This window comes from Alicycliphilus denitrificans K601 (genome assembly GCF_000204645.1).
Taxonomy (GTDB): Bacteria; Pseudomonadota; Gammaproteobacteria; order Burkholderiales; family Burkholderiaceae_C; genus Alicycliphilus; species Alicycliphilus denitrificans.
Map to the genome: position 1 here is coordinate 3,596,897 of NC_015422.1, position 13,331 is coordinate 3,610,227.

General features: G+C 68.9%; 14 protein-coding genes. All 14 read right to left on the reverse strand.

Features of this window, described 5'->3' with window-relative positions; genetic code table 11:
• Positions 1-22: 22 nt before the first annotated feature.
• Positions 23-799, reverse strand: a complete 777-nt coding sequence (locus tag ALIDE2_RS17135) for a TrmH family RNA methyltransferase (RefSeq protein WP_013518354.1) — start codon at positions 797-799, stop codon at positions 23-25.
• The gene (gene rnhB / locus ALIDE2_RS17140; RefSeq protein WP_013518353.1) at positions 796-1,416 is read right to left on the reverse strand and encodes a ribonuclease HII; all 621 of its coding nucleotides are present in this window, start codon (positions 1,414-1,416) and stop codon (positions 796-798) included. The genes ALIDE2_RS17135 and rnhB overlap by 4 nt, the downstream gene beginning before the upstream one ends.
• A complete protein-coding gene (gene lpxB / locus ALIDE2_RS17145; RefSeq protein WP_013518352.1) occupies positions 1,391-2,545 on the reverse strand; it encodes a lipid-A-disaccharide synthase in 1,155 nt (384 codons plus the stop codon). Before lpxB ends, rnhB begins: the two co-directional genes overlap by 26 nt.
• Positions 2,546-2,556: 11 nt before the next feature.
• On the reverse strand, positions 2,557-3,345 hold the full coding sequence (gene lpxA / locus ALIDE2_RS17150; protein ID WP_013518351.1) for an acyl-ACP--UDP-N-acetylglucosamine O-acyltransferase: 789 nt from the start codon (positions 3,343-3,345) through the stop codon (positions 2,557-2,559).
• A 25-nt stretch (positions 3,346-3,370) separates the two neighbouring features.
• Entirely contained in the window at positions 3,371-3,811 is a 441-nt protein-coding gene (gene fabZ / locus ALIDE2_RS17155; protein ID WP_013518350.1) for a 3-hydroxyacyl-ACP dehydratase FabZ, read from the reverse strand.
• Positions 3,808-4,806 carry a UDP-3-O-(3-hydroxymyristoyl)glucosamine N-acyltransferase gene (lpxD, locus tag ALIDE2_RS17160; RefSeq protein WP_013518349.1) on the reverse strand — a complete coding sequence of 333 codons (999 nt, stop codon included), beginning with the start codon at positions 4,804-4,806 and terminating at the stop codon, positions 3,808-3,810. Before lpxD ends, fabZ begins: the two co-directional genes overlap by 4 nt.
• Positions 4,807-4,834: 28 nt before the next feature.
• Complete coding sequence (locus ALIDE2_RS17165; RefSeq protein WP_013518348.1) at positions 4,835-5,359, reverse strand: OmpH/Skp family outer membrane protein; 525 nt, start codon at positions 5,357-5,359, stop codon at positions 4,835-4,837.
• Positions 5,359-7,656: an outer membrane protein assembly factor BamA gene (gene bamA, locus ALIDE2_RS17170; RefSeq protein ID WP_013518347.1), complete on the reverse strand. Its 2,298-nt coding sequence runs from the start codon at positions 7,654-7,656 to the stop codon at positions 5,359-5,361. Before bamA ends, ALIDE2_RS17165 begins: the two co-directional genes overlap by 1 nt.
• A gap of 45 nt (positions 7,657-7,701) precedes the next feature.
• On the reverse strand, positions 7,702-9,063 hold the full coding sequence (gene rseP, locus ALIDE2_RS17175; protein ID WP_013518346.1) for an RIP metalloprotease RseP: 1,362 nt from the start codon (positions 9,061-9,063) through the stop codon (positions 7,702-7,704).
• A gap of 102 nt (positions 9,064-9,165) precedes the next feature.
• A complete protein-coding gene (ispC, locus tag ALIDE2_RS17180; protein WP_013518345.1) occupies positions 9,166-10,341 on the reverse strand; it encodes a 1-deoxy-D-xylulose-5-phosphate reductoisomerase in 1,176 nt (391 codons plus the stop codon).
• Positions 10,342-10,344: 3 nt separating this feature from the next.
• The gene (locus ALIDE2_RS17185; protein WP_013518344.1) at positions 10,345-11,190 is read right to left on the reverse strand and encodes a phosphatidate cytidylyltransferase; all 846 of its coding nucleotides are present in this window, start codon (positions 11,188-11,190) and stop codon (positions 10,345-10,347) included.
• Positions 11,191-11,228: 38 nt separating this feature from the next.
• On the reverse strand, positions 11,229-11,966 hold the full coding sequence (uppS, locus tag ALIDE2_RS17190; RefSeq protein ID WP_013518343.1) for a polyprenyl diphosphate synthase: 738 nt from the start codon (positions 11,964-11,966) through the stop codon (positions 11,229-11,231).
• Between the two features lie 11 nt (positions 11,967-11,977).
• Positions 11,978-12,538 carry a ribosome recycling factor gene (gene frr, locus ALIDE2_RS17195; protein ID WP_013518342.1) on the reverse strand — a complete coding sequence of 187 codons (561 nt, stop codon included), beginning with the start codon at positions 12,536-12,538 and terminating at the stop codon, positions 11,978-11,980.
• 49 nt (positions 12,539-12,587) lie between these two features.
• Positions 12,588-13,310: a UMP kinase gene (pyrH, locus tag ALIDE2_RS17200; RefSeq protein WP_013518341.1), complete on the reverse strand. Its 723-nt coding sequence runs from the start codon at positions 13,308-13,310 to the stop codon at positions 12,588-12,590.
• Positions 13,311-13,331: the final 21 nt, after the last annotated feature.

A 13,331-nucleotide genomic window follows, 5' to 3' on the forward strand; every position in this document is an offset into this window, starting at 1 on the left:
GCATCCCGGGAGCGCGCTGGACTCAAGCACGCGCCGCGGCGCTCGCGTGCAGGCAGATGGCGGCGGCCGCGCCCACGTTGAGGGACTCCTCGCCGCCCGGCTGCACGATGCGGATGTGCCGGCTTGCGCGCCGCTGCAGGTCGGGCGACACGCCCTGCCCCTCGTGGCCCATGATCCAGCCGCAGGGCCAAGGGAGCTGGGCGCGGTGCAGCCAGTCGCCCTGGTGCGAGCTGGTGGCCAGCAGCGGCACGCGCAGGCGGTCGATGTCCTGCACGTCCAGGCCCTCGACCAAGCGCAGGGCGAAGTGCGCGCCCATGCCGGCGCGCAGCACCTTGGGCGACCAGAGCGCCGCCGTGCCCTTGAGCGCCGCGATCTGCGCGAAGCCGAAGGCCGATGCGCTGCGCAGGATGGAGCCCACGTTGCCCGCGTCCTGCAGGCGGTCGAGCACCACCGTGGGCGATTGCGCATCGAGCGCCTGCTGCGCCGGCAGCGGCAGCACGAAACCCATGCGCGCGGGCGATTCCAGGCCGCTGATGTCCTGCCACAAGGCGTCGGCGATCACTACGTTTTTGGTAGCTGCCTGCGCATACTCCTCGGGCGCTAGAGGCCAGAAAGACTCTGAAAACACCGCGATGGCCGGGCGCTGGCCACGCGCCAGGGCGGCGCTGCACAGGTGGTCGCCCTCCAGCCATACGCGGCCCTGCTTGCGGTAGGCCGTGCTGTCCTGCGACAGGCGGCGCAGGTCCTTGAGCAGCGCGTTGTCGCGCGAATGGATGGTGACGGGCTGCATGGCTGTCATGGGAGGGCCAGGGCGCGCGCCACGGGGGCGAACGAGCGGCGGTGCTGCGGGCAGGCGCCATGCGCCTGCAAGGCGGCCAGGTGCTCGGCCGTGCCGTAGCCCTTGTGGCCCGCGAAGCCGTATTGCGGGTATTGCGCGTGCAGCTCGGCGCACCAGCGGTCGCGCGTGACCTTGGCCAGGATGGAGGCCGCCGAGATGGCCGCCACCCGCGCATCGCCCTTGACGATGGCCTCGGCGGGCATGTCCAGCCGCGGCAGCCGGTTGCCGTCCACCAGCGCCAGCGTGGGCTTGAGGCGCAGGCCCTGCACGGCGCGGCGCATGGCCAGCAGCGTGGCCTGCAGGATGTTGAGCCGGTCGATCTCCTCCACGCTGGCCTCGGCAACGCTGCAGCACAGGGCCTTGGCGCGAATCTCGTCGAAGAGCCGCTCTCGCCGCGCGGCCGTGAGGGCCTTGGAGTCGGCCAGGCCGACAATGGGCTGCTGGTCGTCGAGGATGACCGCGGCCGCGACCACGGGCCCGGCCAGCGGGCCGCGGCCGGCCTCGTCCACGCCGGCCACGAGGCCGCCCGGATGCCAGTCGAAGCTGGCCTGTTCAGGCAAGGATCTGGGCAATGGCATGGGCGGCGAGGCGCGGGGTGTCGCGCTGCAGTTCTTCGTGCAGGGCCGTGAAGCGCTGCTCCAGCCGTGCGATGCGCCCGGGGTCCCGGGCGGGCGCATCCAGCCATTGCTGCACGGCCGCGGCCAGCGCCCGGGGCGTGGCGGCGTCCTGCAGCAGCTCGGGCACGACGAAGTCGCGGCACAGGATGTTGGGCAGGCCCACCCAGGGCTGCAGTTGCTTACGCCGCATCAGGCGCCAGCTGACCGGGTGCATATGGTAGGCGATGACCATGGGGCGCTTGAACAGCGCCGCCTCCAGCGTGGCCGTGCCGCTGGCGATCAGCGTGCAGTCGCAGGCGGCCAGCACCTGGTGCGACTGGCCCGTGACGATGGCGAGGCTCTCCAGCACGCCGCATTCGCGCGCGATCTGCTCGATGCGCCCACGCAGCGCGGGCACTGCGGGGACTACTATTTTGATAGCTGTCCGCGCTTTCCTGATGAGCGCCGCGGCCTGGAAGAACGGCCTCGCGATGTAGGCCACCTCGGCCGATCGGCTGCCGGGCAGGATAGCGAGAACCTCGTCATCCGCCGTCAGGCCCAGCTGCGCACGCGCGGCCAGCCTGTCGGGCGCCATGGGAATGACGCTGGCCAGCGGATGGCCCACGTAGGTGGCAGCGATGCCGTGGCGCGCGAGCAGTTCGGGCTCGAACGGGAAGATGCAGAGCACGTGGTCGGCGGCGGCGCGGATCTTCTCGACACGGTCGGCACGCCAGGCCCAGATCGACGGACAGACGAAGTGCACGGTCTTGACGCCGGCGGCGCGCAGGTCGCGCTCCAGGCCCAGGTTGAAGTCTGGCGCGTCCACGCCGATGAACACGTCCGGTCTGTCCGCCAGCAGCCTGACGCGCAGTGCCTTGCGGATCTGCAGGATGCCCCACAGGCGCCGCACGAGTTCGATGCTGTAGCCATGCACGGCCAGGCGCTCGCTGTGCCACCAGGCGTCGAAGCCGCGCTCCTGCATGCGCGGCCCACCTATGCCCATGCTGGCCACGCCGGGCCACCGGGCGCGCAGCCCGTCGAGCAGCAGGCCGGCCAGCAGGTCGCCGGACGTCTCGCCGGCCACCATGGCGACGCGTGGTGGATGCTCCATGCCCGGCCCCGTCAGCGCGCGATACCGCGGCGCGAGGCGGCGACGAAGTCGCGCAGCAGGGCGATGTCGCCCTCGGCCTCGGGATGCGAATGCGGCAGCTCGCCCATGGCCGAGAGCGCGGCCTCCAGCGTCAGGCCTTGGCGATACAGCAGGCGATAGGCCTGCTTGAGGGCGGCCACGCGCTGGGCCGAGAAGCCGCGGCGGCGCAGGCCCTCGATGTTCAGGCCGCGCACGGCCAGCGGGTTACCGTCCACCATCATGAAGGGCGGCACGTCCTGCGAGACATGGCTCGCGAAGCCCGCCATGGCATGGGCGCCGACCCTGGAATACTGGTGCACGCCCGTGAGGCCCCCGATGATGACCTGGTCGCCCACGTGCACGTGCCCGGCCAGCGTGGCGCTGTTGGCCAGGATGACCTGGCTGCCCACCACGCAGTCGTGGGCGATGTGCACGTAGGCCATGATCCAGTTGTCGTCGCCCACGCGGGTCTCGCCCTGGTCCTGCACCGTGCCGGTGTTGAAGGTGCAGAACTCGCGGATGGTGTTGCGGTCGCCGATCACCAGGCGCGTGGGCTCGCCCGCGTATTTCTTGTCCTGCGGCTCCGCGCCCAGCGAGGCGAACTGAAAGATGCGGTTGTCCGCGCCGATCGTGGTGTGGCCCTCGATCACGCAGTGCGCGCCCACGCTGGTGCGCGCGCCGATGCGCACGTGCGGCCCGATGACCGCATAGGGCCCCACGGTGACGGATGGATCGAGCTGCGCCGCGGGATCGACGATGGCCGTCGGATGGATGGTGGTCACTGGGCCGCCCCCGTACACACGGCCGTCAAGCCACCGTGCGCATGGTGCACATGATCTCGGCCTCGCAGGCCATGCTGTCGCCCACGCGGGCCACGCCCTTGAACTTGTAGATGCCGCCCTTGATGCGGTCGAGCGATACGTCAAGGATCAGCTGGTCGCCCGGCTCCACGGGGCGCTTGAAGCGTGCGCCGTCGATGCCGACGAAGTAGAACACCTTGTCGTCGCCGGGCGCCTCGCCCATCATGTCGAAGGACAGCAGGCCGGCGGCCTGGGCCAGAGCCTCCAGCATCAGCACGCCGGGCATGACCGGACGGGCGGGGAAATGGCCCGTGAAGAACGGCTCGTTGATGGTGACGTTCTTGATCGCCTGGATGCGCTTACCGCGGTCGAGCTCGACCACACGGTCCACTAGCAGAAACGGATAGCGGTGTGGCAGGAGCTTGAGGATTTGGTGAATGTCCATCATTGTTGTGTAGCGCTCTGGTCGTCTTTTCGTGCTTGTTCAAGGGCCTTGATGCGTTCGCGCAGCCGGTACAGCTGCCGCAGCGTGGCCGCGTTCTTTTCCCACTTCGCATTGTCGTCCATGGGAAACACCCCCGTGTACTGCCCGGGCCGTGCAATCGAGTGCGTGACCACCGTGTTGGTGGAAATGTGCACATTGTCCGCCAACTCCAAGTGCCCGACGATGGACGCGGCGCCCGCGATCGTGCAGTGCGCGCCGATGCGCGTGCTGCCCGCGACCGCCGAGCAGCCGGCCATGGCCGTGTGCCGGCCTATGTGCACGTTGTGGGCTATCTGGATGAGGTTGTCGAGCTTGACGCCGTCCTCGATCACCGTGTCGTCCAGGGCGCCGCGGTCTATGCAGGTGTTGGCGCCGATCTCCACGTCGTCGCCGATGCGCACGGCGCCCAGCTGCTCGATCTTGACCCACTCGCCCCGCTCGTGCGCGAAGCCGAAGCCGTCCGCCCCTATCACCACGCCCGGGTGCAGGATACAGCGCGCACCCACGGTGCAGCGCTCGCCGACCGTGACGCGCGACTTGAGCACCGTGTGCGCGCCGATCACCGCGCCGCGCTCGACCACGCACAGCGGGCCGATGGTTGCCGTGGGATGCACCTGCGCCTGCGCATCGACGACGGCGCTCGGGTGGATGCCCGCCCGGGCGCCCAGCCCCTGCGCGTGCACCCACAGCTGCGTGACGCGCGCGAAGTAGACGTAGGGCTGGTCCGCGACGATGCATGCGCCGCGCTCCAGCGCGGCCTCGCGCATGCCGGGCGCCACAATGACACAGGCCGCCCTGGAGGCGGCCAGCTGGGACCGGTAGCGCGGATTGCTCAGGAAGGCCAGGTCGCCGGGACCGGCCGATTCCAGCGGCGCGATGCGCTGGATCTCGGTGTCCCTGTCCGCCCCCTCAAGCCTGCCCCCGAGTGCATCGACGATCTGCCCGAGTCGCAAGCTCACGCGCTACCGCCCTTGTGTGCCCGAGGCTTCACTTGCCGGAATTGCCGGCAGCGTTCATGGCCTTGATCACCTTGTCGGTGATGTCGTGCTTGGGGTTGATGTAGACGGCTTCCTGCAGGATCACGTCGTACTTCTCGGCCTCAGCCAATTGCTTGACGACCCTGTTGGCGCGCTCGAGCACCTGGCCCAACTCCTCGTTCTTGCGCGCGCCCAGGTCTTCCTGGAACTCGCGGCGCTTGCGCTGGAAGTCGCGGTCCTGGTCCACCAGCTGGCGCTGGCGCGCGACGCGCTGGCTCTCGGCCATCGTGGGGGCCTCGCGCTCGAACTTCTCGGTGGCGCTCTTGAGGGCGTTGCCCATGTCCACGAGCTCCTTCTCGCGCTTGGAGAACTCCTGCTCCAGCTTGGCCTGCGCCGCCTTGGCGGTGTTGGCCTCACGGAAGATGCGGTCGGTGTTGACGAAGCCGGCCTTGAACTCCTGGGCCTGGGCTGGCACTGCGGCAGCCAGGGAGCCCAGCAGAAGGACCAGGGGAATATGGCGGGAAAGGGATTTCATTAGAAGGATGTTCCGATCTGGAATTGCAGTTTCTGGATTCTATCGCCGGCGAATTTGCGCACCGGCTGCGCAAAGGCGATGCGCAGCGGGCCCAACGGGGAAATCCAGCTCAGCCCCAGGCCCGCCGAGGCGCGCAGGTCGCTCAGCTCCCAATTTTCGTCTTCGCCATACACGTTGCCCGCGTCCACGAAGGCGAACCAGCGCAGCGTGCGGTCGTTGCCGGCGCCGGGAACCGGCGCGATGAACTCGGCATTGAGCGTGATCTTCTTGGGGCCGCCGAGCGAGGCGCCCGTCACGTCACGCGGACCCAACGTGCCTTGGTCGAAGCCGCGCACCGAGCCCAGGCCGCCCGAATAGAAGTTCTTGAACACGGGGAACGGCCGGCCGTTCATGCCCTTGCCCATGCCCAGCTCGCCATTGAAGGCCAGGGTGTACTGCTTGTTGAGCGGTATGTACTGCTGGATCTGGTAGTTGCCGCGCACGTAGCGCGCATCGCCGGCCACGGACCACTCGGTGTTCAGGCGCTGGTAGCGGCCCGAATTGGGCGCGAGCGCGCTGTCGCGGTCGTCGCGCGACCAGCCGATGGTCAGCGGCAGGGACCAGCTGGTGTCGCCGAACTTCTCCGCGTACACCAGATACGCGGCCGGGATGTTGGTGCCGACCTTGATCTGGGTCTGCTCCAGCCCGCCGCCGAAGAACACGGTGTCGGTCTCGCTGAACGGCACGCCGAAACGTATGCTCGTGCCCGCCGTAACGAGTTCGTAGTTGCCGCCCTGGTTCTCGTAGGGCTTGGCCGTGCGGTAGTACACGTCCAGCGTCCTGGAGATGCCGTCCTGCGTGAAATAGGGGTCGGTGGTGGAGAACACCAGCGTGCGGCGGTACTTGCTGGTGTTCACGTCCACGCCCAGGTAGTTGCCGGAGCCGAAAACGTTCTCCTGCTTGATCGCGAACGACAGGGCGACCTTCTCGGCGCTGGAGAAGCCCGCACCCAGCTGCAGCGAGCCCGTGGGCTTTTCGGCGACGTTGATGACCAGGTCCACCTGGTCGGGCGCGCCCGGCACCTCCTGCGTCTCCACGTTAACCTCGGTGAAGAAGCCCAGGCGGTCCACGCGGTCGCGCGAGAGCTTGATCTTGTCGCCGTCGTACCACGAGGCCTCGTACTGGCGGAACTCGCGGCGGATGACTTCGTCGCGCGTGCGGTTGTTGCCACTCACCTGGATACGGCGCACGTAGGCGCGGCGCGACGGCTCGGCGCGCAGCACCAGGGCCACGCGGTTGTTCTCGCGGTCGATCTCGGGCACGGCCTCCACGCGTGCGAAGGCGAAGCCGAAGTTGCCGAAGTGGTCGGTGAAGGCCTTGGTGGTCTCGGCCACCCTGTCGGCGTTATAGGGCTCGCCGGGGCGGATGGTGACGAGCGACTTGAACTCGTCGTCGCGGTCGAGGTAGTTGCCCTCCAGCTTCACGCCGGAGACCACGTAGCGCTGACCCTCGGTCACGTTGATGGTGATGGAGATGTCCTGCTTGTCCGGCGAGATCGCCACCTGTGTGGAGTCGATGCGGAACTCCAGGTAGCCGCGCGCCAGGTAGTACGAGCGCAGCGTCTCCAGGTCGGCGTTGAGCTTGGCGCGCGAATAGCGGTTGGACTTGGTGTACCAGCTCATCCAGCCGCCCGTGTCCTGGTCGAACAGGCCCTTGAGCGTGGATTCGCCGAAGGCCTGGTTGCCGACGATGCGGATTTCCTTGATCTTGGCGGGCTCGCCCTCGGTCACGGTGAAGGTGAGATTCACGCGGTTGCGCTCGATCGGCGTGACGGTGGTCACCACCTCGGCGCCGTACAGGCTGCGGTTGATGTACTGGCGCTTGAGCTCCTGCTCGGCGCGGTCGGCCAGGGCCTTGTCGAAGGGGCGCCCCTCGGTCAGGCCCACGTCGCGCATGGCCTTCTTGAGCGTGTCCTTGTCGAACTCCTTGGTGCCGGCGAACTCGACGTCGGCGATCGTGGGGCGCTCCTCCACCACGACCACGAGCACGTTGCCCGACGCTTCCAGGCGCACGTCCTTGAACAGGCCCAGGGCGAACAGCGCGCGGATGGCGGCGGCGCCCTTCTCGTCGTTGTATTCGTCGCCCACGCGCAGCGGCAGCGACGCGAAGATGGTTCCGGGCTCCACGCGCTGCAGGCCCTCCACACGAATGTCCTGCACCTTGAATGGCGCCAGGGCCCACGCTGCGTTGGCGGCAAAGACCATGGCAGCAACGGCCGATACCGTGCGCACGCCCAGGCGATTGATGTGTTTTCTCATGGGTGAAGCTGGAGCCGACGCTACAGGACAGCGGCGGCGAAAAGGTTAGCCAAATAGCCGGGTGAGATCGTTGAACAGGGCGATGGACATCATGAGGAGGAGCACCACGACGCCTGTGCGCTGCAACCGGTCCATCCAGGCTTCGGATACGCTGCGTCCCGTCAGCCCCTCCCAAAGATAATACATCAGGTGCCCCCCATCGAGGACCGGCAGCGGCAGCAGGTTCAGCACCCCCAGGCTGACGCTGATGAGGGCCAGGAACGCCAGGTATTGCGTCAGACCCATGCTGGCCGAGCGGCCCGCGTAATCGGCGATGGTCAACGGCCCGCTCAGGTTCTTGATGGACGCCTCGCCGATCACCATGCGGCCCATCATGCGCAGCGTGAGCACCGAGACTTCCCAGGTGCGCTCCACGCCCTTCCACAGCCCCTCCACGGGGCCGTAGCGCACGTTCACCATCTCGGGCGGGTTGCCCACGTAGGCGCCTATGCGGCCCACAGGGCCCGTGGCATCGGCCACCAGCTGCGGCGTCACGGTCACGTCGAGCATGCGCCCCTCGCGATCCACGCGCCAGACCTGGGTGAGCGGCTTGCCGTCCCGCACGGAACCGCGTATGAGGTCGCGCAGCTGGGCGCCATCCACCACGTCGGTGCCGCCCAGGCGCAGCACCAGGTCGCCGGGGTGCAGGCCCGCACGCTCGGCCGCGCCGCCCGCCATCACCTCGCCGAGCACGGGGCGCGTCCACGGGCCGACGATGCCTATGGTGCGAAACAGCTGGGCGTCGGCCTCGCGCACCTGCATCCCTTCCAGGGGCAGCACGACCTCGCGCTGCGCGCCGCGCACGGGCTGCAGCAGCAGGCGCACGTTCTCTGCGTCGAGCGCACCGCGCGTGAGCACCCAGCGCAGCTCTTCGAACGAGCGCACGGGCTCGGGCTCGTCCTCGCCGATGGCGGCGCCCACGACCTGCTCACCGCCCTGCACACCCGCGCGCTGGGCGATGGAGCCGGCCACGGGGCTGGAGAGCATGGCCTTGGGCTCGTCCACGCCGCTCCAGTTGACGGCCGCATACAGCAGCACGGCCAGCAGCAGGTTGGCCAGCGGCCCGGCGGCCACAATGGCGGCGCGCGCGCGCAGCGGCCGGGTGTTGAAGGCCAGGTGGCGCTCCTCGGGCGCCACGGGTGCCTCGCGCTCGTCCAGCATGCGCACGTAGCCGCCCAGCGGAAAGGCGCCGATGACGAATTCCGTGGGCGAGCCCTTGGGCTGCCAGCGCAGCAGCGGCCTGCCGAAGCCTATGGAGAAGCGCAGCACCTTCACGCCACAGGCCACGGCCACGCGGTAGTGGCCGTATTCGTGCACGGCGATCAGCACGCCGAGCGCAGCGGCAAAGGCGGCAATGGTCAGCAGCATACGGATGCCTCCTCGAAATTCATAGCTGCTTGCGCTTGATATACAAGCGTTTCACCATGGAAGCATCGTGAAATCCTTGCATGGCAAGCGCTGACAGCTCACTTAATTGAAGCGCTGCACCAGGCTCCGCGCCGCGGCGCGCGCCTGGGCGTCCAGCGCCAGTAGGGCCTGCAGAGTATCCGGGTTGGAGGGCTGCACCGCCTCCAGAGTTGCAAGATTGAGCGCGTGGATCTGGTCGAAGCGTATGCGCCGCTGCAGGAAGGCCTCCACGGCGACCTCGTTGGCCGCGTTCAGCACGGCCGTGGTGCCGGGCGCGGCGGCGAGCGCCTGCCAGGACAGGTGCAGGCCGGGAAAGCGCCGCGCGTCGGCCTCCTCGAAGGTCAGCGCGGCCAGTTGCGTGAAGTCGAGCGCGGCGGCGCCGCTCTCCACGCGCTCGGGCCAGGCCAGGCCGCAGGCGATGGGCACGCGCATGTCGGGCGTGCCCAGCTGGGCGATGACGGACGCGTCCCTGAACTGCACCATGGAATGGATGATCTGCTGCGGGTGGATCACCACCCTGATCTGCTCGGGCGTCAGGTCGAACAGCCAGCGCGCCTCGATCACCTCCAGCGCCTTGTTCATCATGGTGGCCGAGTCGATGGAAATCTTGCGGCCCATGGAGAAGTTGGGATGGGCGCAGGCCTCGTCCGGCGTCACGCCGCGCAGCGTGGCCGGGTCGCGCGTGCGAAACGGCCCGCCCGATGCGGTGAGCAGCACGTGCTGCACGCGCCGCGCCCAGGTGGCCGGGTCCTCGGGCAGGCTCTGAAAGATGGCGGAGTGCTCGCTGTCGATGGGCAGCAGCGTCGCGCCGCCGTCCCGCACGGCCTTCATGAAGACCTCGCCGCCCACCACCAGCGCTTCCTTGTTGGCCAGCAGCAGGCGCTTGCCCGCGCGCGCCGCGGCCAGGCACGGCGCCAGGCCCGCCGCGCCCACGATGGCGGCCATGACGGCGTCCACCTGTTCGTGCGAAGCTATCGTTTCAAGAGCTTCCGGCGCTTGCAGCACCTGCGTTGCAAGGCCGTTTGCCTTGATCTTCTCATCGAGCTGGCGGGCGTGCTCGGCGCTTGCCATCACCGCGTAGCGCGGCCGGAAGCGCGCGCACTGCGCGAGCATCAGGTCCACCTGCGTGGCCGCGCTCAGGGCGAAGACCTCGTAGCGGTCGGGGTGGCGCGCCACCACGTCCAGGGTGCTGGTGCCTATGGACCCCGTGGAGCCGAGGATGGTGAGTCGTTGTTTCATGCGTCAGAACTGGGAAAGCATCATGGCCAGCGGCAGCGTGGGCAGCAGTGCGTCGATGCGGTCGAGCACGCCGCCGTGGCCGGGCAGCAGGCCGGAGCTGTCCTTGACTCCGGCGCTGCGCTTGATGAGCGACTCCACCAGGTCGCCCACCACGCTCATGGCCGCCATGAAGACCGCGCCGATGGGCAGCAGCCACCAGCCCCGGCGCGCCAGATGCGAATAGAGACTGGACACCTGCGCGTGCCAGTGCGCGTCGGCCCAGGCCCAGCACACGGCCAGCAGTAACACGCCGAGCATGCCTCCCCACACGCCCTCCCAGCTCTTGCCGGGGCTGATGGCGGGGGCCAGTTTGCTCCTGGTGAAGCGCAGCCCGAACGCGCGGCCCGCGAAGTAGGCGGCGATGTCGGCCATCCACACCAGCGTGAGCACCGACAGCAGGTAGTTGATGCCTGCCACGCGCGCCTGCGCCACGGCCAGCCATGCGAGCCAGAGCGCCAGCACGCCGCCCACGACGCGCAGCGCGCGCGGCACGTGCGGCCAGCCCGCCACGCCGCCGCGCAGCAGCAGCGCGCCGCCCAGCACCCACGCGCCGCCGCCGATGGCCCAGAGCCACGGCAGCGGCTGGTGGAGCCAGCCGGTGGCCCAGGCCGCGCCGCACATCGCCACGCAGACGGCGCCCAGACCCACGCTGGCCGCGCCGGCAAGGCCGTTGAGCCGCCCCCACTCCCATGCGCCCGCCCCCATGAACACGAGCGCCACGGCGGCGAACGGAACGGGCGACGGGTAGAACAGCGCCGGCAGCAGGATGGCCAGCAGGACCAGGGCGGTGATGACACGTTGCTTGAGCATCGAAGCCCCTTTCGCGATGGTGGAGGCCGCGCTGCCGGTCAGGCGCGCAGCGAACCGGGCGCCGCCGCCTGCAGTTGCTCGGAGGTGCGGCCGAAGCGACGCTCGCGCGCGGCATAGTCGGCGATCGCCTCGTCGAGCGCGGCCTCGTCGAAGTCGGGCCACAGGCGGTCGCTGAAATACAGCTCGGTATAGGCGGCCTGCCACAGCAGGAAGTTGCTGATGCGCTTCTCGCCGCCGGTACGGATCAGCAGGTCGGGGTCGGGCACGTGGGCCATGCCCATCGCCGCGTGCAGGCTGGACTCGGTGATGGGCTCGCCGCGCGCGGCGAGCTGCGCCGCGGCCTGGGCGATGTCCCAGCGGCCGCCGTAGTTGAAGCACACGTTGAGCACCAGGCGGTCGTTGCCCGCCGTGGCCGCCTCGGCCTGGCGCAGGCCGTCGCGCACCTTGTCGGACAGGCCGGACTTCTCGCCCACGAAGTGCAGGCGCACACCATCGCGCGAGAGCTGAGGCACCTCGCGCGCCAGCGCCTTGGCCAGCAGGTCCATGAGGCCCGAGACCTCGTCCGCGGGGCGGTTCCAGTTCTCGGAGGAGAACGCGAACACGGTGAGCACGCCGACACCGCGCGCCACGCAGGCGCGCACGCAGCGCCGCAGCGACTCCACACCCTGGCGGTGGCCTGCCAGGCGCGGCAGGAAGCGCCGTGTAGCCCAGCGGCCGTTGCCATCCATGACGATGGCAATGTGGTGGGGAATGGCGGTCTGTGCAGTGGTCGACATCGAGGCCCGGATCAGATTGCCAGGATGTCCTGCTCCTTGGCCGCGACCAAGGCGTCGATCTCCGCGATGTGCTTGTCGGTGGTCTTCTGGATGTCGGCCTCGGCGCGCTTTTGCTCGTCCTCGGAGGCGAGCTTCTCCTTGACCAGCTTCTTCACGGCCTCGTTGGCGTCGCGGCGCAGGTTGCGCACGGCCACCTTGGCGTTCTCGCCCTCGTTGCGCGCGAGCTTGGTCATCTCCTTGCGGCGCTCCTCGCTCATGGGCGGCATGGGCACGCGGATCAGGTCGCCCATGGAGGCCGGGTTCAGGCCCAGGTCGCTCTCGCGAATGGCCTTCTCGACCTTGGCACCCATGTTCTTCTCCCAGGGCTGCACGCTGATGGTGCGGGCGTCCAGCAGGGACACGTTGGCCACCTGCGACAGCGGCACCATGGAGCCGTAGTACTCGACATGGATGGAGTCGAGCAGCGCCGGATTGGCGCGGCCGGTGCGGACCTTGGAGAGGTTGTTCTTGAGCGCGGCGATGGACTGATCCATCTTGGCATCCAGGTTCTTCTTGATCTCGGCAATCGTCATGTGAAATCCTCCAGCGTGCAGCCAGCGCGAGCCAGGCGCGGCAAAGCGTTCAAGCGTACACCAAGGTGCCCTCGTCCTCACCCATGACCACGCGCTTGAGCGCGCCGGGCTTCAGGATGGAGAACACGCGGATGGGCAGCTTTTGGTCGCGGCACAGCGCGAACGCGGTCGCGTCCATGATGCCCAGGTTGCGCACCATGGCCTCGTCGAACGTGAGCCGGGCGTAGCGCGTGGCCTGGGGGTCCTTCATGGGATCGGCCGTGTACACGCCATCGACCTTGGTGGCCTTGAGCACCAGCTCGGCGCCGATCTCGGCGCCGCGCAGGGCCGCGGCCGTGTCTGTGGTGAAGAACGGGTTGCCCGTGCCTGCGGCGAACACCACCACCTTGCCCTCTTCGAGGTACTGCAGCGCCTTGGGGCGCACGTAGGGCTCGACCACCTGCTGGATGTCGATGGCGGACATGACGCGCGCGGTCACGCCCTGCTTGTCCATGGCGTCGGCCAGCGCCAGCGAATTCATCACCGTGGCCAGCATGCCCATGTAGTCGGCCGTGGCGCGGTCCATGCCCTCGGCGCCGCCAGCCACGCCGCGGAAGATGTTGCCCCCGCCGATGACGACCGCCACCTGCACTCCCAGGCGCGTGACCTCGGCCACCTCGCCGACCATGCGCACGATGGTGTTGCGGTTGATGCCGAAGGCGTCATCGCCCATCAGCGCCTCACCAGACAGCTTGAGCAGGATGCGCTTGTGGGCCGGTGTGGCAGAGGTCATGGGCTATTTCTCCGTAAGGCA

Excerpts from the sequence above, each read along its gene's own strand:
- ALIDE2_RS17135 (WP_013518354.1), bottom strand. The coding sequence starts at position 799 with ATGACAGCCATGCAGCCCGTCACCATCCATTCGCGCGACAACGCGCTG.
- rnhB (WP_013518353.1), bottom strand. The coding sequence starts at position 1,416 with ATGCCATTGCCCAGATCCTTGCCTGAACAGGCCAGCTTCGACTGGCAT.
- lpxB (WP_013518352.1), bottom strand. The coding sequence starts at position 2,545 with ATGGAGCATCCACCACGCGTCGCCATGGTGGCCGGCGAGACGTCCGGC.
- fabZ (WP_013518350.1), bottom strand. The coding sequence starts at position 3,811 with ATGATGGACATTCACCAAATCCTCAAGCTCCTGCCACACCGCTATCCG.
- ALIDE2_RS17165 (WP_013518348.1), bottom strand. The coding sequence starts at position 5,359 with ATGAAATCCCTTTCCCGCCATATTCCCCTGGTCCTTCTGCTGGGCTCC.
- bamA (WP_013518347.1), bottom strand. The coding sequence starts at position 7,656 with ATGAGAAAACACATCAATCGCCTGGGCGTGCGCACGGTATCGGCCGTT.
- rseP (WP_013518346.1), bottom strand. The coding sequence starts at position 9,063 with ATGCTGCTGACCATTGCCGCCTTTGCCGCTGCGCTCGGCGTGCTGATC.
- ispC (WP_013518345.1), bottom strand. The coding sequence starts at position 10,341 with ATGAAACAACGACTCACCATCCTCGGCTCCACGGGGTCCATAGGCACC.
- ALIDE2_RS17185 (WP_013518344.1), bottom strand. The coding sequence starts at position 11,190 with ATGCTCAAGCAACGTGTCATCACCGCCCTGGTCCTGCTGGCCATCCTG.
- uppS (WP_013518343.1), bottom strand. The coding sequence starts at position 11,966 with ATGTCGACCACTGCACAGACCGCCATTCCCCACCACATTGCCATCGTC.
- frr (WP_013518342.1), bottom strand. The coding sequence starts at position 12,538 with ATGACGATTGCCGAGATCAAGAAGAACCTGGATGCCAAGATGGATCAG.
- pyrH (WP_013518341.1), bottom strand. The coding sequence starts at position 13,310 with ATGACCTCTGCCACACCGGCCCACAAGCGCATCCTGCTCAAGCTGTCT.